Here is a 23,089-nt window from a genome sequence, read left to right as displayed (position 1 = left end):
CAATTAACCTTTTAAAAGCAACAAATTCACAAAAATAACATCTTAGAATTGAATAAGACGTTGTGTTGACTGTACTGCATCGGCAAGTTCGCCCAACCCAACCAATTCAAAACCATGAGCAAGGTTGTGTTGGCTAATCTGATGTCGTTTTGCATTTTCTTGATCGGTAATACCGCGAGCCAATGCAGCACTGACACAAACGGGTAAGCGAATGGCTAACCTTTGCCATTCTAGCGTCAAATTACGTTGGTCATCAGGAACCCACTGTAAAGTATTCGCTACGGAAACGCCGTCTTGATAGAAAAAAACGCGAAATGCTTGCTTTTTAGTGTATAAGGCTTGTGCTAAGCCAAGCGCATGCCAAGCATAGATCGAGGTTGGTGCGGAGGTAATTAGTAATAAGGTACTCATCGAAATTCACTTTAGGAATGCCCAATCCAATGTTGATGCATCCAAACTTCATAAGAAAAAGGTAGTATACAATGATTTTAGGTGGTATCTAAATAATTTGGAACCAAATATTAAAATTATTAGAAAAATAATTATTTAAAAACAATATCTTATTAATTATCTGAAATTTAAAAAGTATCAACACCTTTCTTTTATATGCATGAAATCCCCCGCATTTCCTTTCATTTTCTTACTTTATCGATAGGATGAAAGGCAATCTGCACCAGATCTGCACCAACAAAAATGAAACTTCCAAAACCAATACAACGTGGGTCAAGTTGGCGTATCACTGTTACTTTTGAAAATAAGCGATACTCAGCAACTAGAGACACTGCTAAAGAATGCGAGCACTGGGCATCCATTAAGCTGCTAGAACTTAAAACAGGTAAAGCTGATCTTGAGCAAGGGATAAAGCCAGCCTACACGAACAACCTCTTTGGGGATATCATTTACACAGCCTAAGATTAATATACATGTAGAGCCAGCCAAAGAATACCTAACCTCTCCAAGCCCTCAGTAAGTCATTGTTGTAAATCAAAATAGTGGTAATATTAACCAAAATGTGAGCGATAAATTACTGGCTCATGCAATAACAGGCGGTTTAGGAGTGGGGGATACGTGGAATGGGTAATTGTGGGAGGATGAAGACTTTTAAGTTTTAGTCCATGAAATATCACTAAAGTTTAGTCGGCTGATATTCGCCCGCAATCGCGGCTTTTAAAAAGTTTTGAAAGGTTGGACACAGCATATGATTTTCAGCTGGGCAAATTGCGGCGTGTCTGAGTCCTTCGCTAATGAAGTGTAACCGTCGTGCCATCTGCTCGAGTTGCTCTGCTTTATCATTCAGCATTTTTCGATCTAGCTCAGGTTGACCATCTTGCCCAAACATAGTGGCAATCTCATTCAAAGAAAATCCTGCTGCTTGCGCCAATGCAATCAATGCCAATTGATCCAGTACCTGTTTTGCATATTGACGACGTAAACCCTGTCGGCCAATAGATTTGATCAGCCCTTTTTCTTCATAAAATCGTAAGGTCGATGTCGCAACCTTTGCTTTTTTTGCAACTTCACCAATATCCATAAATACCTCTTGACTTCAAGTTGACTTGAACTTGCACAATCAATCTATCAGGTTTTGTTTGGAAAAGATTAAGGTGATGAAATGAATATTTTTAAATTACTACTTTACATTTTGAGTCTAGGGATCGGTGCAACACTAATCATGGATATTTGGTTATTCATATTAAAAAGACTGAATATTCCAACCTTAAATTTTGCATTACTTGGTCGGTGGGTAGGATGGATTTTCCACGGCAAAATCATGCACGAGTCAATTGCACGAAGTCCTGAGATTCAGCATGAATATGTATTGGGCTGGATTGCTCATTACAGTGTGGGAATCCTATTCGCATTTAGTTTCATCTTCATCATAGGGGATACTTGGTTGCTGCAACCACAATTTTATTCAGCCTTATTATTTGGGGTCATTACCGTGCTAATCCCTTTCTTCATCATGCAACCTGCTATGGGTTCAGGCTTTGCAGCATCTAAAACACCACAACCACGGATCAATCGTATCAAAAGCTTGATTAATCACAGTATCTTCGGGTGTGGTTTATTCCTCACCGCTGAATTATTGAATCTTTTTAACTGAGGACTAAACCATGAAATCAATTGCCATTATCTATCATAGCCGTCAAGGACATACCCAATTTATTGCTCAACAAATTCAAATTGGAGCAGCAAAAATTGAGAATATGGATATTGATTTATTCAACGTAGAACAACTGATGTCTTCACCTGAATTACTGATCCAATATGATGGTTTAATTTGGGGAACACCCACTTACCTCGGTGGTGTCTCTGGAACCTTAAAACAATTCATGGATGCTACCGGTCCATTATGGAAAAAACAGAGCTTTAAAGGGAAATTAGCAGCTGGATTTACCGTCTCATCACTCCCCGCTGGTGATAAGCAATCAACACTTATTTCACTTTTCACCTTTTGTATGCAACACGGGATGATATGGGTGGGCAATCCTATTCTACCTGAGCAACATCAAGGGGTTTCCTATACGCAAGCAGCTAATCGACTGGGTTCTTGGTCTGGATTAATGGCACAAGCTGAACATGCGAGTGCGGCAGATGCTTTTGATTTAGGTGATATTAAAACAGCGCAGTTATTTGGGAAAAATTTTGCATCGAGCTTAAATGCATATCAAGGTGTGGTTACGTGAACCGTACTGTCTCCAGTAAAGCGTGTCGCTGGCTGGCATCTATCTGGTTTAATCAAAAGTCGGAAGTACAGTGAGCCTTAAAAAAGACTTATGTCTGCGCAAAAAGAGACAAGGGGGAAAGCCTAACATCATTGTTAGGTTTTTTATTGCCTATTTAATTTCAAAATGGTGCTTTTTAGTCACCATTTTAATTTCAATGCCACGATAGTATCTAATTATTGGGTCTTTTACGTCTTTAGTGACATGCTCATGAAACTTTGCATCTTTCATTAGCTTTGAATAGGTCATATATCCAATAATAAGTTGGTTCGGACCCTTTCTAGTTTTCTTGAATTCTTCAATATGTTTATTAATTTCTTTAACACTAACATTCATTTTAAATTACTACCGATAAACATTGTTTTTTCTATATAACAGAAAAATATGACAATTTAAAAATTTAATTCTGAATTTTGTCATAAAAATGATTAAGAAGTAGTAAGGTTATTGCAAAATGCGATAATTTCTTATATTCTGAATTTATAGCAAAATGCGATAAAGGTGATGCACGTTATTACTCATGCCAGAATTACTGAAGCAAGTCAGAAATGGCCGCATACCCAAAGTGCATTAGATGGCTGGTATCGAATTATAAAAGCAAATGATCCTAAAGACTTTGCTGCAATGAAATCACTTTTTCCTGCTGTAGACAAAGTAGGGAAGTTCCATGTATTCGATATTGGCGGAAATAAAATTAGGCTGATAGCTGTGGTTATGTATAAAGCCAAGAAGGTTTATATTCGGCATATACTGACCCATAAAGAATATGACAATGAAAATTGGAAGGAGGGTTAAATATGAATGCAATGATTAAACAGGCAGTAGACCATTGGCGTTATGTTTCACCATTGCTAACCAAGCCTGAAACAAAAGAAGATTTTGATGCACTGGTTGAGGCATTAGATGAATTGCTTGATATTGTTGGAGATGATGAGACTCATCCTTTAATGGGGCTTGTACATCAGCTTGGGAACTCAGTATCAGAATATGAAGACGAGCATTTACCAATGCCTCAAGGTGATGGGCGTACTGCATTAGAATTTTTAATGGAACAGCATAATTTAAGCCAATCAGATCTACCCGAAGTCGCAACCCAATCCGTTATTTCTGAGATTTTGAGTGGCAAGCGTCAATTGAATATTCGCCATATTAAAGCTTTGTCTACAAGGTTTAATGTTTCTGCAGATACATTTTTTTAAGAAAAACTGCCCTGCAATTTAGTTAGTGATTGGTCACTCCCCAATGGGGAATGGACAATATTGGAACTGTCTTTAAGAGTATCAATAATATTCAGTCAAAAAAGCCCTATCGTTGAATAGGGCTTTTTTATGGGCAATCTCAATCTTACGGCGTTTGGTGCCTGCCAATGTCGTGGTCAAGGTTCATGCAAAGGCTTTAGATGTTGAGTTTGGGAATAGCCCAATAGGTGCAGCGGTATATGGTAAGGTTTATCAGGTAATTGACTTCAGTGATTTGGAACAGCCTTAAAGCAGCAATCATTTAATCACTGAAATTTATATTATTAAAATAGCTTTAAAAAAAGAGTCCACGATATTTATTGATGGACTCTTTTTTCCTTATTGTAAAGACATACGATATTCAATTATTCCAGGTTTTTCAGCAATCCAGTCATATAGTTTTTGGGCGGTATGATTGATTTCCTGCGTATGCCAATATAAACGCTCACACTGTTGAGTAATTGCTTGTTTTTGTACATATTCAATCAAGTGTTTACCAATATGTTGCCCACGAGTTGCGGGTGACACATATAAATCTTCCAGATAACAATAATTCTGTGTTGCCCAAGTTGAACGGTGAATTACATAATGTACAAAACCTAAAACTTTTTCCCCTTGTTTGGCAACCGCACAATAAATTGGTTCGGCTTCATCAAAAAAGCGTTGCCATGTAGTTAGAGTCACAGCACTGGATAAATTGACATTATAAAATTCTTGATAGGCAAGCCAATAAGGTAGCCACTGTTGATAATCCTGTTGTTGAACAGGAATTATCTGAAGGTCTTGATTTTGCATGATGACACATCCATTTAACTGTTTGAAAATATAGAAGCGTCAAGCATAATTTTTGTATGGTACTTTAATAAGATACAGTTTTAATATTTTGTACAGTACCAGTTTCAATAGTGAATTTTTAACCCGTATATATAAACAGCATACTGCGAACAATATGCTTTGGATTGGTGATCACTTAAATTACCTATAAAATTATGAGGAAGAAATTTTTTTAAATTGTTTATTAAGCACAAAATAAGCCATTAAGCCTAACACCAAGCCCCAAAATGCTCCACCAATCCCAAAAAGCGTAATATTGGCAGCAGTGGCAAGAAAGGTAATTAAAGCTGCTTCACGGCTATCACTGTCACTCATGGCATTCGCAAGACTTCCTGCAATCGTACCTAATAAGGCAAGTCCTGCTAATGTACTAATAAATGTAGCTGGAAATGCTGCAAATACCGCTGCCAGTGTCACTCCAAAAATTCCCACCAAAATATAAAACACACCCGCTGCAATTCCAGCCACCCAGCGTTTTGATGGGTCTTCATGTGACTCTTTACCTGTACAAATTGCGGCTGTAATCGCCGCAAGATTGAATGCATGTGAACCAAAAGGTGCCATCAAGAAGGAACCTAAACCTGTCACAGCGAGAATCGGTTTCGCATTGGTTTTAAAACCATCATTTTTTAATATCAATAAACCAGGCATATATTGCCCAGTTAAGGTAATTAAAAATAAAGGCAAGGCAACACTTAGCGCAGAATTGATCGAAAAAGTGGGAGCAGTAAAAATAGGCGATGCCAACTTTAGCTCAAATCCCGCAAAATCAATTCTTGATTGAAACAGCAGAAAAATAAAACCAAATAGCAAAACACTTACAATGGCATATCTTGCAGAAAAACGCTTAGTGATGAGATAAATTAAAAATAATGAAATTGCCAGAAATGGGTCAATAGTCATATTGGTAAAGGCAGCAATGCCAAATTGTAATAGAATCCCTGCCAATAAACCCGATGCAATCCCAATCGGAATTAGGCGAATCAGTTTTTCGAAATAGCCTGTAATTCCGAGAATGACAAATGCTAAGGCAGAAAGTAAATATGCTCCAATCGCTTCAGCGTATGGCACGGTGACAAGTGCGGTAATTAGGAAGGCAGCAGCAGGAGTAGACCATGCGGTAATAATCGGTTCTCGTGTATACCAGCTTAATAATATTCCTGTGATACCAACACCGATAGAAATAGACCAGACCCATGAGGCGGTAAGTTCGGGACTAAGACCAGCCATCTGTGCAGCTTGGAAGATTAAAATAAATGTCCCACCATAATTGACAATCACCGAGATTAAGCCTGCCATGATTGGAGGCAGTAAATCATGAGATAGACGCTGAAAAGATGAGTGCCGAACAGACATAAATTTATCCCCTAAAATATTTCAACAATGAAAGGGGTAGAGTGTATTTTTAATGATGGTATGGTCGTAAGATACACTTTTGATATTTTTTAAAGTACCAGTTTGACTATGAAAACAGCTTCTTCCGCTTATTTCCCGCATTTAATTTTGCCTAAAGGACAGCAGATTAAGGATGGTTTGTATTGTACTTTACGTGATGCGATTTTAGTGGGGCATTTGTCTGCTGGTACAAAACTGCCTTCAAGCCGTGCTTTAGCAGAAATGATGTCGATTTCCCGTAATTCGGTATTAGCAGCGTTGGAACGTCTGCTTGATGAGGGTTATTTAGTCACCAAACCCAGTTCAGGCACTTATGTAGCGGATATTATTCCTGACCAACTGATTCAAATTCAAAAAGATATACCACCCGCTGTACATCAATCCACGCAAACGCTTAATATTAATCCACATATTGCCAGTTTATTACCGCATTGGCACAAGCAGACGTTATTTAGCCAAGAAAAGAAAATATTTCATGTGGGGGTGGGCTGTGTAGATTTATTTCCGCATCAACTTTGGGGGAAATTATTAGGGCGAGCTTGGCGACAATCCTATTATCAATTAGGACAATTCCACGATCCACGAGGGTATTTGCCTTTGCGTCAGGCAATTTGCCAATATGTTCAATCTACCAGAGGGTTAAGGTGTACTGAAGAGCAAATTTTAATTGTCAATGGTACACAACAGGCGATTCATTTGGCGGCGTATGCGCTGTTACAGCCACAGGACCAAGTGTGTTTAGATGAACCTGGTTATGATGCTGCTTTAAACATATTTCGTAGTTTTGGGGCGACCGTACAGCCGATTGAAAGTGATAATGAAGGTATGAAAATCCCTGACATTATTCAGCATCATGCAGCAAGTAAGCTGATTTATACTGCACCTTCGCATCAATTTCCGCTTGGTGGAACACTAAGCCTTGCTCGGCGTTTGGCTTTACTGGACTGGGCCACGCAACAGCAAAAGTGGATTTTTGAAGATGACTATAATAGTGAGTTTCGTTATGGAACACACCCAATTCAAGCGCTACAAGGCTTAGACCAACAGCAGCGAGTGATATATTCAGGGACATTTTCCAAAATGATGTTTCCTGAATTCAGACTCGGGTTCATGGTCGTTCCTGAAGCCTTAATTGATGCTTTTAGTGTGGCAAAATATTATACCGATACGCGTAGTTCCTATCTTGAGCAAGTCGCACTGGCAACATTTATACAGGATGGACATTATGCTCGGCATGTACGTAAAGTTCGTAAAACTTGTTATGAACGTCAACAGGCATTAATTTTGGCAATTCAACACTATCTTTTCGATGTATTAACCGTAGAACCTACTGATTCGGGTATTCATTTGGTATGTTGGCTTAAAGAAAATTGGACAGAGAAAGATTTTATTACTGAATGCACAAAAGTAGGTCTGACGGTGCAACCTTTATCAAGATATTGTCAGACCTCATGTCAAAAAGCAGCCGTGCTTATAGGTTACGCGGCACATACAGTTAATGAAATTCAGGAATATATTGAAAGGTTGGCAAAATCTATTAAAAGAGTTTAATTTTTATGATAGGTATTTTTGTTCAAACCTCTCTTTCAAAATTTATTGGCTCATGACAGCGCTTGGATTGACGCCTACCTAGACCAATCGATTAAAGTGAAAGTCTCACAAAACCAATTTGATGCATTGGCTTCTTTTGTATACAACATTGGTGAAATAGCATTTGTTAAAAGTACAATGTTGACTTTGATCAATCAAAATAATTTAGCTGGTACATCAAATCAGTTTGACTGATGGGTATTTGACAATGGTAATCGGATACAAGGCTTGGTGAATCGTCGTGTAAAAGAGAAAGTGTTATATCTATCTTGATTAAATTAATCATACTGTGCAACTTGCTTTGCAGGTTGCACACTGTATAGCTTTTCTTTTGTTTATCGAACAATCATGTGCTGTTGCTTTTTAAATAGCAACAGCAAATGATGATTCATTTTGCGACCTATCTATCTGAATAGTAATACATTTGTGATGAAGCACTTCAAATCATCTGGAATAGAATTCAATACAATATCTTCTTAAGTGAATTAAGGCTGCATAATAGAAAAACTATTTAACGACTCTTTTTCTGAACATATTTTCTACTATTTTTAGCATTATAAACCTAGGAATAATACGAACGAACTGAGCTGTAAAATAGTTTCTTTTTCCTGGAATACAATATAGCTGATTACGGTCTAAAGCCCTTATTGCAGCATCAACAACTGTTTCTACTGATGAAACTGGCATACCATCTGTATCAGCATTTGCAACTTGAGCAAAATTTGTTGCAGTATTGCCAGGACATAATGCCAAAAACTTTACTCCTGAATTAAGATTTTCTCCTGCAATTGCTTCTGTAAAATTAAGCACAAAAGTTTTAGATGCTCCATATATAGCAATATAGGGAAGAGGTTGAAATGCGGCTATTGATGCAACATTAATGATCAATCCTTGTTTTTTTTCAAGCATAGCTGGCAAAAGTAAATAGGTTAATGTGACTAAGCTATTGATATTTAATGCCAGCATTTGATGATAACTACTTAAAGGTTCATCTAAAAATTTTGCCCATTTCCCAAAACCAGCATTATTAATCAAAATATCAATTATTATATGATTTTCTTTTAAATATTCTGTTAATTTATAAACAGCATTAGTCTTAGTTAAATCTAAAATAATTACATAAATATTAATTCCGTAAGCAGTTTTTAACTCTTGTGCCAAATCTTGCAGTTTCATTTCAGAGCGCGCAGTAATAACCAAATCAATTCCATTTGCTGCAAGAGTTCTAGCAAATCCCATTCCTATCCCAGATGATGCCCCTGTAACTAAAGCCGTTTTACCCTTAAATGATGTCAATATATTCATATTTTGCCGTCTCTGTTTGTTCTGGCAAGTAATATAAACCTTTACCCTAAGGTGAGAGTCAAGAGTATTTTTAAAATAATCTCCTGTTATCCATGAATTTTTTCAACATCATACATTTCTGTAAGCTCTTGCTCTAAGTAAAGTAAATCTTTTTCTATTTTTTCTAACTCAGCCTTTTTCTGCAAAATTTGCAGATGTTTATCTTTAAGAAGCTGTTGAGCTATTTCTAGCGGAAACCGCTTTTCTTGTGCTTTAACTTCTGCCAGTGCAGCAATTTCAGAAAGACTAAAACCTACGGTCTGCGCCCGCTTAATCATTTTAATTAACTGAATATCTAATTGTTTATAAAAACGGTATTTACCTTTACGCTCTGGTGCTGGGATTAAACCTAAGTTCTCATAATGTCGAATCGCTTTTTGTGTTACACCTGTTACCAGAGCTAATTTTCCGATATACATCTGTCTATCTCTTCTTCAATTTGTAGGTGATAAATATCATTAGGTTATTCCTTCTTTCAAGCGTCTCAACTGCTTTTAATTTTTCTTAATACTGTGTTCCCAATGGATATTTTCACTACATCACAGTCTTTTCTTAACGGGCAAGGCTCACCCTTTATCAGATTTCCAAGCATCGCCTGCATCTGTTGTAATTGCTCGATTTTTTCCTGAATTGCACCTAGCTTATCCTGCAAAATTTCCTGAAACTGTTCTGCTGGAATCTCACTTTCATTCACTAAATCGATGATTTGCCTGATCTCGGCAAGAGTAAACCCCAGATTCTTGGCAATCTGTATTAGTTGTAACTGTTGCAGGATTTGTTCAGGATAATCCCTATAGCCATTATTGCGAACTAATGGCTGAATCAACTTCATTTTTTCATAAAAGCGGATTGTATCTCGGCTCATATTTATTTGTTGTGATAGTTTGCCAATCAGCATGTATAAAGTCCCTTTGCATTAATAATTTTTCAAAACTACTTGACCATAGAGTGTACTCCATACTTTAGCTTAAGCATGAACAATTCAATAGAGTACATATTCATGCAAATTTCAAATCAGACAGCTCTTGTGGTGGGAGCAACAGGATTTATTGGTAAATTTCTAATCGCGCGCCTGCTTAGCAACAATGCTCAGGTATTTGCCCTATGCCGTAATGTCGATCAGCAAGCCCCACAGCTTCGGCATTGGCTGACACATCAAGGCATTACTCATCAACAGTTAAATTTTATTCAGGGTGATGTTACTCTGCCAAACTTAGGGCTATCCAAGCAGGACTGGCAGCAACTTAAAGCAGTCAATTATCTTTACAATACCAGTGCCTTGTTTGCATGGAATTTAACAATGCAGCAGGCTAAGGCTGTTAATGTCAATGGACTTGAGCTGTTATTAGAGAGTGTTAGTAAGCATTGCCAGTTAGAACGAGCAGTACACCTATCAGGCTATATGTTGACCCTGAATGAACATTTGCGGGCGGCAGGCATCTATCGTGATCGTATAGAGCAGACCGATTGGTCACGGGTTTATGCCAGATTGGGAGCATATGAAGCATCTAAAATTCAAGGACATTTCACTTGGATTAAACACGCTATTCAATATAATATCCCATGGACAGTTATCCATCCTGCCACTGTCATTGGCGATGAAACGACTGGGGAAATTCCGTCTTATCAACCGATTGCACACCTTATCCAACAATTAAAACAAGGAAAAATGACAGCTATTCCTGGAACGTCACAGCACTACTTGCCATTGGTGTCCGTAACGATGTTGGTTGATGCTATAATTCATGCTGCCCAAGATCCAACCACGCTTCAGCAGGAAATTCTAGTAGCTAATCCTGAGCAAGTTTCCTTTCAGGAATTGGTTCAGCTTATTGCACAACAGTTACATCTGAAGCCACCACGTCACTTTATTTCGCTAAAGTTACTTAAGCAGGTTTTAAAATGGAGATGGTTGGCACAAAAACTAGATATGTCTGCTGAAATGCTAAATTTCATTAGAACAGAACCGCTCGATTTGGAGCGATTTATCACATTGAATCAACAATGGAACATCCCAAATACCGATATTCAAAGTAAAGTAAAAAAGACAGTGGTATGGGTTAGTCGATTAAAATCTTAAACAGATTTTTATACTTGCATAGACAGGTATAACCTTTAAAATTTTTTAAATTAATATAAAATCTCTTATACGAAATTCTAGTGTTAGAACCCAATAAAAATGTCCGCTTTTAGAATACTCAGCTAGAGATTTTTTTAGCGGGCTGTTTGATATGTTGGTATCTATGTCGGATAAAGAACTTAAACGATGAATAGCAACAGTGGGAGAATGCGGCAGGATAAATGTAATTGACTTGCTAGTTAGAGGGAAGCATCATCCCTTATGAGTTATTGACATAGATTGCAGAAGCTCATTTTGAGGAAGCCCATAAAAAGCATTCTTTTCATCCTTTAAATCAACGAACCATTTCCCTCCTAAAGTCTTTCTAAAAACCTCACCAATATACCTTGCCGCACCGTCTACAAGTTTAGATTCCGACATCGATAACATTACATCAGTATCGGAGTACTTACTAAGTCGCCATTCTTCCAACACTTGCAAGGAATTTGGTGAATAATTCATACATTGTCTTATATTGTCAGGTAGAGCCTTAAGAAAATTATCCAAGGCTTCATCCATATTCATGAGCCAAAACTCAAATAGATCTTCATTTTCAATTGCTTGTAGATTCAATTTTTTCTCCAACTTATATGGAATACCAGCATCCTTTTTTTTGGGGGCTGAATACTTATACTCCTGTAGCATAATTAAAATTAACGTAATATACCTTATGCGAAATTCTATTAATTTGTCTTTTTAAAATCAGTATATTGAAAGTTGGCATCCTGAATCACAGAGCGGAAACTTTGTGATTTTTCACGTTCCACGCTCACTATTTAAGCAATGTTTCACGATTTTGGTTAGTTTTTCTTAAATTTCACTACCCAGTTTTTTCTCAATATAGCACTTAACAATTGCTATATCGGTGGTTTGCCCAACTTCTTTTTACTTGCAAGCGAAGTAACATAGTCAGAACTACTAGAAAATTGCACAGCAGAATATATTTGGATGGCAGAACGAGCTGATGCAGAGCGAGTTGATAAAGAAAAATTAGATGAAGCATGGCCAACACATTAAATTCAAACTTCTATAATTAATTTGTGGTAGCTTGAATATCATTCTATATAAACAATTATTTTGTTACTTTTTCAAATTTTAATATGAAGTATTTGCCATATGTATTTTCGTTTGTTGTGGTCTTTATCTTTAGTATTGATTTGTTTAACTGCAATATTTCATATTGATGATCAAAATCAGGAAAATACTTGGTAAGTATATTATCAGTTATTTTCCACTTCCCATTTTCTTCACCATTATTACAGTCCCCAACATTAAATTTTGTACGTTTATTTGTCTCGAAAATGTCATAACAAGCATCTTCTTCATCATAAATTTCAATTTCTTTTCCATTGAGTAAACTAGAAGACTGAGAGAATCTCCATTTACCAACAATAAGCTTTTCGTAGTTTTCTGCATTATTAGTTGATTGTGGGGCATTTTTGCCTTGATTTGCATTATTGACTGTATTTGCCACATTTTGATTATTTGGCACATCAATAAATTTCCATTCTGGGAAATGCCATTCAGGTTTAGATAATGGTTGTCCCTTAAGAATTTTTATAGTGGCAGGAAGGTCTACAAACTCATCCGTTGCATCTAAAAAGTAAGTATGAATTGCACCAAATCCTGTATTAGGTGTAGCAGTACCATAACTACGATGAGGCATGAATAATCCAGAAAAATAGTTATTTACTTCTGAATTTAATTGTCCTGCTTTGGTGCAAAAATCACCTTTAAAAGCTAAGCGGGGAACAAGCCAACCAGAGTCATCTAATATTATTGCTTTATTATTCGTATTTTGTACTTTTGCAACAACATGGTATTCATCAAACAAAACATTCGGGCAATCACTATCTGTTGTTGCTATTTTCTCATACTGATAACTAAGCGAAACCCCCTTTTCATTGTAAAGAGTTACTGATTCAGCGAAACAATATCCACTGTTAAATAGGAATGCAATAGTCATAAAATTTTTCATGCAAATTATCCTTTTGTTGATTTAATTCTTTTTCTTTTTAGATTTTTACCAAGTCCTTGGATCAATCTATATTGAAGTAATAATTAAGTTAGCATAATTCATAAATGGAGTCGATTTTTACAAAAAAATTGATTAATACTTATAAATACAAATGCTTATCATTATTAAAAGGTTTTTTTAATGAAAAGAATAGTCACTCTGAGTGAGGACTTCAATTTAATCACCAACGGTCCCTAAAGCTGGAATCATTCTAGGTCCTGCTAGTCGCGCTTTTGTTATTTTTGATTGTGTGTTCAATATAAAAATAGAGCCATGTTTTCATTTTTTTTTGTTCCTTCTACTCATCTACTATGTAAGCCTAATTTTGCGCATGATAATTGATGTTATTTTTGTCGTAAACAAAATACAGTTAATAACCATAACTGCAACACATACAATGCTCTAAACCATGTAACATTGCGCTATAATGCTCTTGCAGATTAGTCGACTCAAGAGAAATTTTGAGTCGGTTTTTGCTTTTTATATTTGTGGATAAGTTAATAGCAACACCAAAACTACACCAATAAATCGCAAGATGCTGATTATTATAAGGAGTATCTATACAATGATTTTAGTCACTGGTGGTTTAGGCTTTATAGGTTCACATATTGCTTTAAGCTTAATGGCGCATGGGCAAGAAGTCATTATTGTGGATAATTTATCCAATGCAAATTTACAAACATTAGAACGACTTGAATATATTTCAGGCAGATATGTGCCATTTGTCAAAATTGATATTAGAAATACACCTGCTTTAAATAAAGTTTTTGAACAATATTCTATAGAAGCGGTCATTCATGCTGCTGGTTTTAAATCGATAGAAGAATCTGCGCTTAAGCCACTTGAATACTATAACGATAATGTCAGTTGTATTATGAGTTTACTGCGTGCTATGCAGCGTACAGGCATTCGAACACTGATCCATTTATCCAGTTTGGCGGTCTATGGACAGTCAAGTTTAACACTGTCAGAAGATACACCTTTTAAATATGCTTATCCCAATCCGTATATCAAGTCACAACAAATGATTGAAGAAATTATACGAGATACAGCGCTGACGGACAATGAATGGAAAATTGCCATTTTAAGACTAAGTAATATTGCGGGTGCATTTGAACATGCTGTATTAGGTGAATTTGTTGCGCCATTGCCTAAAAATATTATTCCTTTGGCATTACAGGTTGCAGCTGGGCAACGCGAATATATTGAACTGCGTCAGCAAGCTCAAACAAGCGATCATACGGTTGAACGTGGTTTCTTACATGTATTAGACAGTTGTGATGCCATTATTGCAGCTTTAGAGTGGTTAAGAGGTCAACAATATGTATGCGAAGCCTTTAATATCTCAGGGCAAAGTATTTCGATTGCTGCTTTGCTAAAGGAAGTTTCTAAAGTCACTCAAGCTGAAATCAAAACCATCGAGGCGCAATTTTATCCCGTTGCTGAACTGGATCAGATTGCTGCAACCTCAGAAAAAGCGCATCAAATTTTAAAATGGCAGCCTAAACGCGACATTGGCAAAATCATAGAAGATGCTTGGCGATTTTATCAACAAACCTTAATAGGACGTTAGAACGATTAGAATGTTAGAAACAGCATGTAAGTAATAATCATTTACATTTATAATTTGTTTGCTTAAAATATTTGAATGTGTCAAAACATAATGAAAGAGCAAAGTTATAAAATTACAGGGAAATGAGGTTAATCATGCAAACACGTATTGAACATGACACGATGGGCGAGGTTGAAGTTCCGAGTGAGGCAATGTGGGGCGCGCAAACACAGCGTAGTTTGCAAAACTTTAAAATTGGGCAAGAGCGCTTACCACGAGCGATGATTCGGGCGATGGGCTTGGTCAAAAAAGCGGCGGCTATGACCAATGCCGAGTTAGATCAAATCCCTCATGAGTTGTTACATTATATTGTGGATGCGGCAGAAGAAGTGATCTCTGGTCATTGGGACGCACAATTTCCATTGGTGGTATGGCAAACGGGTTCTGGTACGCAAAGTAATATGAACTGTAATGAAGTCATTGCCAACATTGCCAATCAAAAACTGGGCAATCCTTTGGGTTCGCAAAAACCAGTACATCCCAATGACCATGTGAACCGTGCGCAATCAACCAATGACTCATTTCCAACCGCCATTCATGTGGCAGCCAGTTTACAAATCAATGAATTGCTAATTCCAGCAGTGACACGTTTACGCGATACTTTGGCGGCTAAATCGCAAGAATTTTCCGATATTGTTAAAATAGGTCGTACTCATTTACAAGATGCAACGCCATTAACACTGGGTCAGGAATTTAGTGGCTATGTTTCTCAGCTTGATCATGGTTTAAAGCGTTTAGATTATGCCTTATTGGGTTTATATGAATTACCTTTGGGCGGTACGGCAGTTGGAACTGGATTAAATGCACATCCTGATTATGCGGTAAAAGCAGCAGCACAGTTGGCAACATTAACAGGATTAGCTTTTGTGACTGCACCAAATAAATTTGAAGCTTTAGCAGGGCGTGATGCCGCAGTTTTTGCTTCAGGTGCTTTAAAAACCTTAGCTGCTAGTTTAAATAAAATTGCCAATGATATTCGTTGGTTAGCCAGTGGTCCACGTTGTGGTTTTGGTGAGATTCGTATTCCTGAAAATGAACCGGGTTCAAGCATTATGCCGGGTAAAGTGAATCCAACTCAAAGTGAAGCCATGACTATGGTGGTTGCCCAAGTGCTGGGCAATGATACGACCATTAATGTCGCTGGGGCTTCTGGTAACTTCGAGCTAAATGTCTTTATGCCCGTCATTGCATTTAACTTATTACAATCTATTCAATTATTGGGCGATGCGTGTAATAGTTTCAATGATCACTGTGCTGAGGGGATTGAACCCAACCGTGAAAAAATTGATTATTTCCTACATAATTCCCTCATGCTGGTCACGGCTTTAAACCCTGTTATTGGTTATGAAAATGCCGCGAAAGTAGCAAAAACAGCCTATAAAGAAGGCAAGACCTTGAAACAAGTGGCTGTTGAATTGAACTTAGTGACCGCAGAACAGTTTGATGCCGTGGTGATTCCTGAAAATATGGTTTCACCTAACAGCAAATAATCATTTGATGGCTTGAAGTTTTATCAATTGATCATCAATGGTTTTTATCTCATACATAAGTGCGTACAATATACGTTGAAATTAAAACTGCTGATGATTGATTATGCTTGATGTTTATTTAACGGATGTTCAGAAAAAGGTGCAACTTAAGGATTATCCGGGTGAGCATCCAGTTAAATTTATTTTGAATTTTAAAAAGATTTTTCCGAGTATTATGGAACTTCTTCTTCCTGTTCTTCCAGATGATGAAAATTTGGATGAAATGACTTGGGAATCAACCACAGAAGATTTTGAGTTGTTCAAATTATTATTAACTGGTTGGGGTGTAATTGAATTACGTTTAAATGCTATTTCTCAATTTAAAAATAAGAATTATGCCGATCAATTGGTTAAAACTGCGCAACAAAAGCGTAAGGCATTTGCTAAAACCAATAAAAAATTGAAAACAGTCGAATTGGATTATTTATTTATGCACGAAATTCATGCATTGATTGATGCCGAGTTGGTTGAAATTGGTGAAAAATTCTATTTACCGACTTTACGTGATCTTTGGAAGAATAAAATATCGCAAAGCATTTTGAATGCGAAATTTTAAAATTCAATAAAGTGTTATAAAAATCCTCCAAAAACGGAGGATTTTTTAATATTATTTTGCGGCTAATCAAGATATTAGAATTAAATTAAATATTTTATATAAAAAATAAAAGATTTAATTATCAATAAAATGTACTAGATATTGGAATTATTATTGCATATGGTATGACCACAACACCTTTGCATGTGTACTGTTATGAAAGTTGATATTTCACATTTTCTTAATAGTGTTTGCAGGTTGTTTAAAATCTTCCCGAGGAAATATCACAGGATTTCATTAAATGTCGAATCAATTTTTAGATTTAATTAATAAACGCCGTACAATTTATGCAGTGGGTAAAAATGTAGAGCAAAGCCCAGAACATTTAACTGATTTGATTCAACATGCCATTAAGCAAAGTCCATCATCGTTTAACTCACAATCATCACGTGCCGTCATTTTATTTAATGCTGAGCATGAAAAATTTTGGGGCTTTGTGAAAGAAAAATTGAAATCTTATGCAAAAGATGCCGAAGCTGCGGCAAAAACCGATGCCAAAATGGATAGCTTTGCAGCAGGTGTGGGTACGGTTTTATTTTTTGAAGATCTAGATGTGATTCAAGGCTTGCAAGAGCAGTTTCCATCTTATGCAGATAATTTTCCAGTGTGGGCAGAACATTCAACGGCAATTGCACAATTTGCCACTTGGACTGCATTACATACGGACGGTTTAGGTGCTTCACTTCAGCATTACAACCCAATTGTCGATGAACAAGTACATGCAGAATGGGATATTCCTGCAAACTGGAAACTTCGTGCCCAATTAGTTTTTGGTTCTGTTGAAGGTGAAGCTAAAGACAAAGCTTATATAGATGATACTGTGCGTTTTAAAGTTTTTAAATAAATTGAGTCTTTAGCGCTAAAATAAGGGTTAAGCTATTTTAATCAAATGCCTGATGTCTTTCATTGGGCGTTTGATATTTTAAGGCGAGCTACAGCGTTCATTAATTGTAAATTTCTATTTATGTAGATGAGGGCGTTACACCAAATCATTCATAATGAATTGGCGTATCAGACCTGTTTAAACCTTGATTATTGATAAAGTCTATTTGCTTTGTTTACGATAGACACTTGGACGTATAGGACGGCTACTTTTCCATAAGCCTTTTTTCTGTTTTTTGGCTTTGTCTTGCAGTGATATCATATAGTGCAAGTGTTTTTTATCTTTGATGTATTCTTCATATACCCAAGCCGCACCACGTTTGACCATTTCTTCATTCATACTTTTACGATAGCGGTAAATGACTCCCACGCAGCGACCATAACGGTCAATATCGGTAATTTTTACCCGTACCCATTTTTTGTGCACCATGCTTTTAATTAGGCGTGCTGACTCTTTGCCATAAGCCTGACTTGATTCAGGTGCATCGACATAGGCAAAACGTAATTTGGTTTCTGAACGTCGGAAGTTTAAGCGGTGGCAGGTGAGCGTATCACCATCACTAATGGCGGTGACGCGGCAATAATAGCTTTTTCCCTTTTTAAAAGGCTTAAAAAAAACACTTAAAAATGTATAAATTTTACGGAAAATAAATAAAAAAATTAGACAACAGATGAAGCCTAAAACCATAAGCCAAACAGGGGAGAGATTTGCCAACATAAAAGAAAACTTTGTTGAAATTAGTTTGAAAAATTCAGTCTAAATTCAGCAATAAAAAGAGAGAAATGAAGTATTAGTTTAATTGAAATCGTAAAAAATAAAAGCCGAATAAATAGACAAATGATGCTGCAAGTATTGTTAATTCAACATTTCGACTATTTAAACAACAAGTTCAATGTGAAATAAAGCTCAAGGATAAATAAACAAAAGGAAGGAAAAATAGTCATTTAAAATAACCGAAGCAAATTGAGCAATTACACATAAATAGCCTAAGCAAAAATTTTTAAAATTTCATTCCTTAAAAATTGGTGCCTTGCATTTTCCTGCACATCTTTATGCCAATACATTCCAATATTAATATTCGGCAGTTCTACAGGCACCTCAAAAATATTTAAACATTCTGCCATGTGTAAATGAGCAAGCATATTTTTAGGAATGGTTAAAATAACAGCGGCTTGTTGCGCTAAAATTTGTAAAGCTGTTGAATAATGTTGACAGCGTAAAAAAATCTGACGAGAGAATTGTTTACGATTAAAATAAATATCCTCAACGAGTACACCTGTACGTCGCGAAGAAACACCAATATGTGGTAAAGCAAAATAAATTTCAGCAGTCATACTTTGCTGCTGAGTACAGATGACAAATTGGTCTTGTACCAATGTTTTAAATTGAATTTTATCAGTGAAATTTTGTTCTAAATCAATTACAAAATCGATTTGTTGTGTGGCCAAATCAGTTACTACATTTTTACGGTCTAATTTAATACTGGAAAATTGCACCTCTAAATTGAGTTGATGAAAATGCTCAACCAGTTTCGGTAAAATAATCGGTTCAATTTCATCATGAATGGCAATTTTGAGTGTTTGTACCATGGTTGGATCAAAACTTTGCTTTTCTAAAGAAATGCTTTGAATAGCAAACAAGGCATTTTTAATTATAGGATAAATCCGTTCAGCAAATGGTGTCGGTAACATTTGACTGCCAGCACGGACAAATAAATCATCCTGTAAATGTTGTCGTAGTCGTTGCAAGGCATGGCTGGCTGCGGACTGACTAATACAGAGTAACTGTGCAGATTTAGAAATGCTGTTTTGTTCAAAAATAGCAATAAATAATGGATATAAATTGATGTCAATTTTATGAAAGACGGCCATGTCTAAAACGTTTTTATGATGAATATTATTCATAGTATGGTATGGAATTAAATCATTTTGTTCATAATAGTTTTCAAGTTATGTTGTTGTAAAGCGAAGTTAGCATAATGTTTTAAGGGATCATGAGATGTTTGAACTGTCAGCACGTGCGCAAGATTATATTGAACGGACGAAAGCCTTTATAAAAAATGAAATTGAACCGATTGAAACCGATTTTTGGAATGAAGTTCATGATTTAAATCAAGGTGGTGATTGGACTAAATGGCAATGGCCTACACAAATAGAAGTCCTAAAAGACCAAGCCAAAGCAGCGGGGCTTTGGAATATGTTTTTGCCCGATACTGAATTAGGTCAGGGCTTATCTGTTCAAGAATATGCGCATATTGCTGAACTTACAGGACGCAGTTTAATTGCACCTACCGTGTTTAATTGTAATGCACCTGACAGTGGCAATATGGAAGTATTGTGGCGTTACGGTAGTGAAGCACAAAAACAACGATGGTTAATGCCACTATTAGATGGAAAAATTCGTTCCGTATTTTGTATGACTGAACCTGCTGTAGCTTCTAGTGATGCGACCAATATGCAAGCTACAGCAGTTGTGGTTGGTGATGAAATTGTTTTAAATGGCCGTAAATGGTGGTCGTCAGGTTTAGGTGATCCAAACGCAAAAATCATTATTTTTATGGCACATACACCAGACGAAACCAAAGATCGTCATCATCAGCATTCTATGGTTTTAGTTCCTATTGAAACGGCAGGCGTTAAAATTGAACGTATGTTGCCTGTATTTGGTGATTATGATGCACCACATGGTCACGGTGAAGTCAGTTTCGATAATGTTCGTGTCCCTGTAACCAATTTTATTGGTGGTGCAGGTCAAGGATTTGAAATTGCTCAAGGACGTTTAGGGCCTGGACGTATTCACCATTGTATGCGTTGTATTGGTGCAGCGGAAAAATCGTTAGAGTTGATGATTGACCGTGGTATGAGCCGCACTGCTTTTGGTCAAGAAATTCTTAAACTGGGCGGTAATTTAGAGCGTGTTGCAGAAGCACGTGTTGCGATTGATCAAGCACGACTTTTAACTTTGTATGCCGCTTATAAAATGGATACTTTAGGCAATATGGCTGCTTTAACTGAAATTTCTGCCATTAAAGTGGTTGCACCTAGTGTACTGGAAAAAGTGGTCGATATGGCCATTCAAATTCATGGCGGTGCTGGGGTTTCACGCGATACACCTTTAACAGGTTTCTTTGCTCAAGCACGTAGCCTACGTTTAGCCGATGGTCCAGATGAAGTGCATAAAGGCATGATTGCTAAACTTGAATTGGCAAAACGTGGTTACGGCTCACGTCGTAAGTCAGATTAAAAAATATAAATGATGCTGAATGAGACCTCTTACAATTTTGCTTAAATTTTTCTGTTTATGCAGGAAAATTAAAAAGGTATAAATAAAGTAAGACGTCTTTTTAAAATTGAAGATTTAGGGAAATAAGAATGTCAGTGATTGATGTTGGTGGAAATGTCCGTGAAGGCGAAGAACTTGATATCGTCGCGGTAGAAAATTGGCTCAAAACACAAGGTGTTGATCTACAAGGTCAAGTTGAAGTCACTCAATATTCAGGAGGTGCTTCCAATTGGACCTATCGTTTAAAATATGACAACACTGATTTAATTCTACGTCGCCCCCCAAAAGGCACTAAAGCTAAATCTGCCCATGATATGGCACGTGAATATCATGTACAAAAAAATCTGGCACCTTTTTATTCAGCACTACCTGAAATGGTTGCACTGTGTCAGGACGAGTCTGTACTTGGCTGCGACTTCTATGTGATGAAACGCATCAAAGGCATTATTCCGCGTGCTAAATTACCCCCTGAATTGCAATTTGATGAAGCTGATGTACATCAACTTTGTATTAATGTGCTTGATAAACTGATTGAATTACACCAAGTACCTTATCAAGGAACTGAACTTGAACAATTAGGCAAAGGCGACGGTTATTGTCGTCGTCAGGTTGAAGGATGGGATGCTCGTTATGCAAAAGCCCATACCATCAATGTGCCTTCATTTAAGTTCGTACGGAAATGGCTACATGACAATATCCCCGCAGATTCTAAAACCTGCATTATTCATAATGATTGGCGTTTTGATAATGTGATTTTAGATCCAAAGAATCCAACGGAAGTGATTGGTGTTTTGGATTGGGAAATGGCGACTTTGGGTGATCCCTTGATGGATTTAGGTTCTGCTTTGGCCTATTGGGTAGAAGAAACAGACCATCACATTTTTAAGTCTACACGTCGTCAACCCACAAATTTAAAAGGTATGTTTACCCGTAAAGAAGTGGTTGAATATTATTTAGATAAAACAGGTTTACACACTGATAATTGGACTTTTTACGAAGTGTTCGGCATTTTCCGTTTAGCGGTCATTGCACAGCAAATTTACTATCGTTACTATCATAAGCAAACCAACAATCCTGCATTTAAAGACTTTTGGATTGTGATTCATGCCTTACATATTCGTGCCTTAAAACTTATTGGCAAACAAAAATTCGAAGCTAATGAAATTGCACAAAAATATATATCCAAACTACAGGAAATTTTAGCAAAATGACCACAATTTATCTGATTCGTCACGGGCAAGCTTCTTTTGGTGCAGAAAGTTATGACAAACTTTCTCCAAATGGTGAATTACAGGCAAAATTATTAGGTCAGTATTTTAATAAGATTCTAAAAGAAGAACCCTATGTCGTGGCAGGTTCGATGCAGCGACATCAACAAACGGCACATCTAGCTTTGGCTGAATGTTTTCCAGAAGCCAATATCATGACTGACCATGCTTGGAATGAGTTTAATCATCAACAAGTTTTTGCCCAGTATGAACCGCGTTTTAATGAACCACATTTGTTAAAGCAAGATGTGGAAAATGAAACCAATCCACGTGCTTATTTAGCTAAAATTTTTGAAGGTGCGATTGAACGCTGGACGGGGGGTGACTATCACCATGAATATGATGAGTCTTGGCCCGATTTTAAAAATCGTGTGGAAACAGCACTACAAAATTTAAGTGATGAACTCGCAAAAACCAAACCCCGTTATGCAGTCGTGTTTACATCAGGTGGTGTGATTTCAGTGGCGGCAGGTAAATTACTTGAGTTAAGTGCAAATCGTACTTTTGCATTAAATTGGGCAATTACCAATGCCAGTATGACCACATTGCGTTTAGTTGGAAACGAACCTCAACTTTTGAGTTTAAACGAGCATCACTTTATAAAAGCTGAAGATTCTCAACTACTCACATGGATTTGATTGTAGAAAAATAGGAAAA

The 23,089-nt window shown here is 36.8% G+C and carries 25 protein-coding genes and 2 pseudogenes; 16 read left to right on the top strand and 11 right to left on the bottom strand.

Going from position 1 to position 23,089, the window contains the following annotated elements:
* Positions 1 to 42: 42 nt before the first annotated feature.
* Positions 43 to 411, bottom strand: a complete 369-nt coding sequence (gene tusD, locus B9T24_RS13730) for a sulfurtransferase complex subunit TusD (RefSeq protein ID WP_086166289.1) — start codon at positions 409 to 411, stop codon at positions 43 to 45.
* 282 nt (positions 412 to 693) lie between these two features.
* On the opposite strand from tusD, the pseudogene B9T24_RS17185 reads away from it, so the two are divergent.
* A pseudogene (locus B9T24_RS17185) lies at positions 694 to 873 on the top strand (site-specific integrase); the annotation flags it as partial.
* Positions 874 to 1,126: 253 nt separating this feature from the next.
* Here the strand turns inward: B9T24_RS17185 and B9T24_RS13720 are convergent.
* Positions 1,127 to 1,531: a helix-turn-helix domain-containing protein gene (locus B9T24_RS13720; protein WP_086166288.1), complete on the bottom strand. Its 405-nt coding sequence runs from the start codon at positions 1,529 to 1,531 to the stop codon at positions 1,127 to 1,129.
* Positions 1,532 to 1,612: 81 nt separating this feature from the next.
* On the opposite strand from B9T24_RS13720, the gene B9T24_RS13715 reads away from it, so the two are divergent.
* The 5 genes from B9T24_RS13715 to B9T24_RS16950 all read left to right on the top strand — a co-directional run bounded on the left by B9T24_RS13715 (position 1,613) and on the right by B9T24_RS16950 (position 4,214).
* A complete protein-coding gene (locus tag B9T24_RS13715) occupies positions 1,613 to 2,104 on the top strand; it encodes a DUF2938 domain-containing protein (protein WP_086166287.1) in 492 nt (163 codons plus the stop codon).
* A 10-nt stretch (positions 2,105 to 2,114) separates the two neighbouring features.
* Complete coding sequence (locus B9T24_RS13710; RefSeq protein ID WP_086166286.1) at positions 2,115 to 2,687, top strand: flavodoxin family protein; 573 nt, start codon at positions 2,115 to 2,117, stop codon at positions 2,685 to 2,687.
* A gap of 543 nt (positions 2,688 to 3,230) precedes the next feature.
* Positions 3,231 to 3,521 (top strand): type II toxin-antitoxin system HigB family toxin, encoded by a 291-nt coding sequence (locus B9T24_RS13700; protein WP_086166284.1) that lies wholly within the window; start codon positions 3,231 to 3,233, stop codon positions 3,519 to 3,521.
* A gap of 2 nt (positions 3,522 to 3,523) precedes the next feature.
* Complete coding sequence (locus B9T24_RS13695; protein WP_074947272.1) at positions 3,524 to 3,925, top strand: helix-turn-helix domain-containing protein; 402 nt, start codon at positions 3,524 to 3,526, stop codon at positions 3,923 to 3,925.
* 112 nt (positions 3,926 to 4,037) lie between these two features.
* Positions 4,038 to 4,214: a hypothetical protein gene (locus tag B9T24_RS16950; RefSeq protein WP_171264912.1), complete on the top strand. Its 177-nt coding sequence runs from the start codon at positions 4,038 to 4,040 to the stop codon at positions 4,212 to 4,214.
* Between the two features lie 89 nt (positions 4,215 to 4,303).
* Here the strand turns inward: B9T24_RS16950 and B9T24_RS13690 are convergent, their stop codons facing one another.
* Positions 4,304 to 4,759, bottom strand: a complete 456-nt coding sequence (locus B9T24_RS13690) for a GNAT family N-acetyltransferase (RefSeq protein ID WP_086166283.1) — start codon at positions 4,757 to 4,759, stop codon at positions 4,304 to 4,306.
* A 192-nt stretch (positions 4,760 to 4,951) separates the two neighbouring features.
* Positions 4,952 to 6,154: a benzoate/H(+) symporter BenE family transporter gene (locus B9T24_RS13685; RefSeq protein WP_086166282.1), complete on the bottom strand. Its 1,203-nt coding sequence runs from the start codon at positions 6,152 to 6,154 to the stop codon at positions 4,952 to 4,954.
* Positions 6,155 to 6,262: 108 nt separating this feature from the next.
* Here B9T24_RS13685 and B9T24_RS13680 point away from each other — a divergent pair, with 108 nt between their 5' ends.
* Both B9T24_RS13680 and B9T24_RS13675 read left to right on the top strand, forming a co-directional pair.
* The gene (locus tag B9T24_RS13680; protein WP_086166281.1) at positions 6,263 to 7,744 is read left to right on the top strand and encodes a PLP-dependent aminotransferase family protein; all 1,482 of its coding nucleotides are present in this window, start codon (positions 6,263 to 6,265) and stop codon (positions 7,742 to 7,744) included.
* Positions 7,745 to 7,789: 45 nt separating this feature from the next.
* Positions 7,790 to 8,056 (top strand): annotated as a pseudogene (locus B9T24_RS13675) (lysozyme); the annotation flags it as partial.
* A 234-nt stretch (positions 8,057 to 8,290) separates the two neighbouring features.
* On the opposite strand, the gene B9T24_RS13670 reads toward B9T24_RS13675, so the two are convergent.
* The 3 genes from B9T24_RS13670 to B9T24_RS13660 all read right to left on the bottom strand — a co-directional run bounded on the left by B9T24_RS13670 (position 8,291) and on the right by B9T24_RS13660 (position 10,025).
* Positions 8,291 to 9,088, bottom strand: a complete 798-nt coding sequence (locus B9T24_RS13670; protein ID WP_086166280.1) for an SDR family NAD(P)-dependent oxidoreductase — start codon at positions 9,086 to 9,088, stop codon at positions 8,291 to 8,293.
* An 86-nt stretch (positions 9,089 to 9,174) separates the two neighbouring features.
* Entirely contained in the window at positions 9,175 to 9,546 is a 372-nt protein-coding gene (locus tag B9T24_RS13665; RefSeq protein ID WP_086166279.1) for a MerR family transcriptional regulator, read from the bottom strand.
* 65 nt (positions 9,547 to 9,611) lie between these two features.
* A complete protein-coding gene (locus B9T24_RS13660) occupies positions 9,612 to 10,025 on the bottom strand; it encodes a MerR family transcriptional regulator (RefSeq protein WP_086166278.1) in 414 nt (137 codons plus the stop codon).
* 102 nt (positions 10,026 to 10,127) lie between these two features.
* Between B9T24_RS13660 and B9T24_RS13655 the strand changes: the two genes are divergently transcribed.
* Positions 10,128 to 11,207 carry an SDR family oxidoreductase gene (locus B9T24_RS13655; protein WP_086166277.1) on the top strand — a complete coding sequence of 360 codons (1,080 nt, stop codon included), beginning with the start codon at positions 10,128 to 10,130 and terminating at the stop codon, positions 11,205 to 11,207.
* Positions 11,208 to 11,459: 252 nt separating this feature from the next.
* Here B9T24_RS13655 and B9T24_RS13650 read toward each other — a convergent pair whose 3' ends face one another.
* Both B9T24_RS13650 and B9T24_RS13645 read right to left on the bottom strand, forming a co-directional pair.
* Positions 11,460 to 11,819, bottom strand: coding sequence for a hypothetical protein (locus B9T24_RS13650; protein ID WP_143223754.1), 360 nt, complete (start codon positions 11,817 to 11,819; stop codon positions 11,460 to 11,462).
* A 499-nt stretch (positions 11,820 to 12,318) separates the two neighbouring features.
* Positions 12,319 to 13,224, bottom strand: coding sequence for a lipocalin family protein (locus tag B9T24_RS13645; RefSeq protein ID WP_086166275.1), 906 nt, complete (start codon positions 13,222 to 13,224; stop codon positions 12,319 to 12,321).
* Positions 13,225 to 13,828: 604 nt separating this feature from the next.
* On the opposite strand from B9T24_RS13645, the gene B9T24_RS13640 reads away from it, so the two are divergent.
* The 4 genes from B9T24_RS13640 (at position 13,829) to B9T24_RS13625 (ending at position 17,843) form a co-directional block, all read left to right on the top strand.
* Positions 13,829 to 14,836 (top strand): NAD-dependent epimerase/dehydratase family protein, encoded by a 1,008-nt coding sequence (locus tag B9T24_RS13640; protein WP_086166274.1) that lies wholly within the window; start codon positions 13,829 to 13,831, stop codon positions 14,834 to 14,836.
* Positions 14,837 to 14,970: 134 nt separating this feature from the next.
* A complete protein-coding gene (fumC, locus tag B9T24_RS13635; RefSeq protein ID WP_086166273.1) occupies positions 14,971 to 16,365 on the top strand; it encodes a class II fumarate hydratase in 1,395 nt (464 codons plus the stop codon).
* Between the two features lie 103 nt (positions 16,366 to 16,468).
* A complete protein-coding gene (locus B9T24_RS13630; RefSeq protein ID WP_086166272.1) occupies positions 16,469 to 16,960 on the top strand; it encodes a hypothetical protein in 492 nt (163 codons plus the stop codon).
* A 280-nt stretch (positions 16,961 to 17,240) separates the two neighbouring features.
* Positions 17,241 to 17,843 (top strand): nitroreductase family protein, encoded by a 603-nt coding sequence (locus tag B9T24_RS13625; protein WP_086166271.1) that lies wholly within the window; start codon positions 17,241 to 17,243, stop codon positions 17,841 to 17,843.
* 201 nt (positions 17,844 to 18,044) lie between these two features.
* On the opposite strand, the gene B9T24_RS13620 is transcribed toward B9T24_RS13625, so the two are convergent.
* Both B9T24_RS13620 and B9T24_RS13615 read right to left on the bottom strand, forming a co-directional pair.
* Positions 18,045 to 18,599, bottom strand: coding sequence for a thermonuclease family protein (locus tag B9T24_RS13620; RefSeq protein ID WP_086166270.1), 555 nt, complete (start codon positions 18,597 to 18,599; stop codon positions 18,045 to 18,047).
* Positions 18,600 to 18,868: 269 nt separating this feature from the next.
* On the bottom strand, positions 18,869 to 19,786 hold the full coding sequence (locus B9T24_RS13615; RefSeq protein ID WP_086166269.1) for a LysR family transcriptional regulator: 918 nt from the start codon (positions 19,784 to 19,786) through the stop codon (positions 18,869 to 18,871).
* Between the two features lie 94 nt (positions 19,787 to 19,880).
* Between B9T24_RS13615 and B9T24_RS13610 the strand changes: the two genes are divergently transcribed.
* The 3 genes from B9T24_RS13610 (at position 19,881) to B9T24_RS13600 (ending at position 23,070) form a co-directional block, all read left to right on the top strand.
* Positions 19,881 to 21,125 (top strand): acyl-CoA dehydrogenase family protein, encoded by a 1,245-nt coding sequence (locus B9T24_RS13610; protein ID WP_086166268.1) that lies wholly within the window; start codon positions 19,881 to 19,883, stop codon positions 21,123 to 21,125.
* Between the two features lie 128 nt (positions 21,126 to 21,253).
* On the top strand, positions 21,254 to 22,375 hold the full coding sequence (locus tag B9T24_RS13605; protein WP_086166267.1) for a phosphotransferase family protein: 1,122 nt from the start codon (positions 21,254 to 21,256) through the stop codon (positions 22,373 to 22,375).
* Positions 22,372 to 23,070 carry a histidine phosphatase family protein gene (locus B9T24_RS13600; protein WP_086166266.1) on the top strand — a complete coding sequence of 233 codons (699 nt, stop codon included), beginning with the start codon at positions 22,372 to 22,374 and terminating at the stop codon, positions 23,068 to 23,070. Before B9T24_RS13605 ends, B9T24_RS13600 begins: the two co-directional genes overlap by 4 nt.
* Positions 23,071 to 23,089 lie beyond the last annotated feature (19 nt).

The sequence above is a fragment of the Acinetobacter sp. ANC 4654 genome, assembly GCF_002135425.1.
Taxonomy (GTDB): domain Bacteria; phylum Pseudomonadota; class Gammaproteobacteria; order Pseudomonadales; family Moraxellaceae; genus Acinetobacter; species Acinetobacter kyonggiensis.
The sequence above is the reverse complement of the archived record's forward strand: the minus strand, read 5'-3'. Positions and strand labels throughout refer to the sequence as shown.

Bases quoted from the DNA above. Each gene is read 5' to 3' on its own strand.
- tusD (WP_086166289.1), bottom strand. From the start codon at position 411: ATGAGTACCTTATTACTAATTACCTCCGCACCAACCTCGATCTATGCT.
- B9T24_RS13720 (WP_086166288.1), bottom strand. From the start codon at position 1,531: ATGGATATTGGTGAAGTTGCAAAAAAAGCAAAGGTTGCGACATCGACC.
- B9T24_RS13715 (WP_086166287.1), top strand. From the start codon at position 1,613: ATGAATATTTTTAAATTACTACTTTACATTTTGAGTCTAGGGATCGGT.
- B9T24_RS13710 (WP_086166286.1), top strand. From the start codon at position 2,115: ATGAAATCAATTGCCATTATCTATCATAGCCGTCAAGGACATACCCAA.
- B9T24_RS13700 (WP_086166284.1), top strand. From the start codon at position 3,231: ATGCACGTTATTACTCATGCCAGAATTACTGAAGCAAGTCAGAAATGG.
- B9T24_RS13695 (WP_074947272.1), top strand. From the start codon at position 3,524: ATGAATGCAATGATTAAACAGGCAGTAGACCATTGGCGTTATGTTTCA.
- B9T24_RS13690 (WP_086166283.1), bottom strand. From the start codon at position 4,759: ATGCAAAATCAAGACCTTCAGATAATTCCTGTTCAACAACAGGATTAT.
- B9T24_RS13685 (WP_086166282.1), bottom strand. From the start codon at position 6,154: ATGTCTGTTCGGCACTCATCTTTTCAGCGTCTATCTCATGATTTACTG.
- B9T24_RS13680 (WP_086166281.1), top strand. From the start codon at position 6,263: ATGAAAACAGCTTCTTCCGCTTATTTCCCGCATTTAATTTTGCCTAAA.
- B9T24_RS13670 (WP_086166280.1), bottom strand. From the start codon at position 9,088: ATGAATATATTGACATCATTTAAGGGTAAAACGGCTTTAGTTACAGGG.
- B9T24_RS13665 (WP_086166279.1), bottom strand. From the start codon at position 9,546: ATGTATATCGGAAAATTAGCTCTGGTAACAGGTGTAACACAAAAAGCG.
- B9T24_RS13660 (WP_086166278.1), bottom strand. From the start codon at position 10,025: ATGCTGATTGGCAAACTATCACAACAAATAAATATGAGCCGAGATACA.
- B9T24_RS13655 (WP_086166277.1), top strand. From the start codon at position 10,128: ATGCAAATTTCAAATCAGACAGCTCTTGTGGTGGGAGCAACAGGATTT.
- B9T24_RS13645 (WP_086166275.1), bottom strand. From the start codon at position 13,224: ATGAAAAATTTTATGACTATTGCATTCCTATTTAACAGTGGATATTGT.
- B9T24_RS13640 (WP_086166274.1), top strand. From the start codon at position 13,829: ATGATTTTAGTCACTGGTGGTTTAGGCTTTATAGGTTCACATATTGCT.
- fumC (WP_086166273.1), top strand. From the start codon at position 14,971: ATGCAAACACGTATTGAACATGACACGATGGGCGAGGTTGAAGTTCCG.
- B9T24_RS13630 (WP_086166272.1), top strand. From the start codon at position 16,469: ATGCTTGATGTTTATTTAACGGATGTTCAGAAAAAGGTGCAACTTAAG.
- B9T24_RS13625 (WP_086166271.1), top strand. From the start codon at position 17,241: ATGTCGAATCAATTTTTAGATTTAATTAATAAACGCCGTACAATTTAT.
- B9T24_RS13620 (WP_086166270.1), bottom strand. From the start codon at position 18,599: ATGTTGGCAAATCTCTCCCCTGTTTGGCTTATGGTTTTAGGCTTCATC.
- B9T24_RS13615 (WP_086166269.1), bottom strand. From the start codon at position 19,786: ATGAATAATATTCATCATAAAAACGTTTTAGACATGGCCGTCTTTCAT.
- B9T24_RS13610 (WP_086166268.1), top strand. From the start codon at position 19,881: ATGTTTGAACTGTCAGCACGTGCGCAAGATTATATTGAACGGACGAAA.
- B9T24_RS13605 (WP_086166267.1), top strand. From the start codon at position 21,254: ATGTCAGTGATTGATGTTGGTGGAAATGTCCGTGAAGGCGAAGAACTT.
- B9T24_RS13600 (WP_086166266.1), top strand. From the start codon at position 22,372: ATGACCACAATTTATCTGATTCGTCACGGGCAAGCTTCTTTTGGTGCA.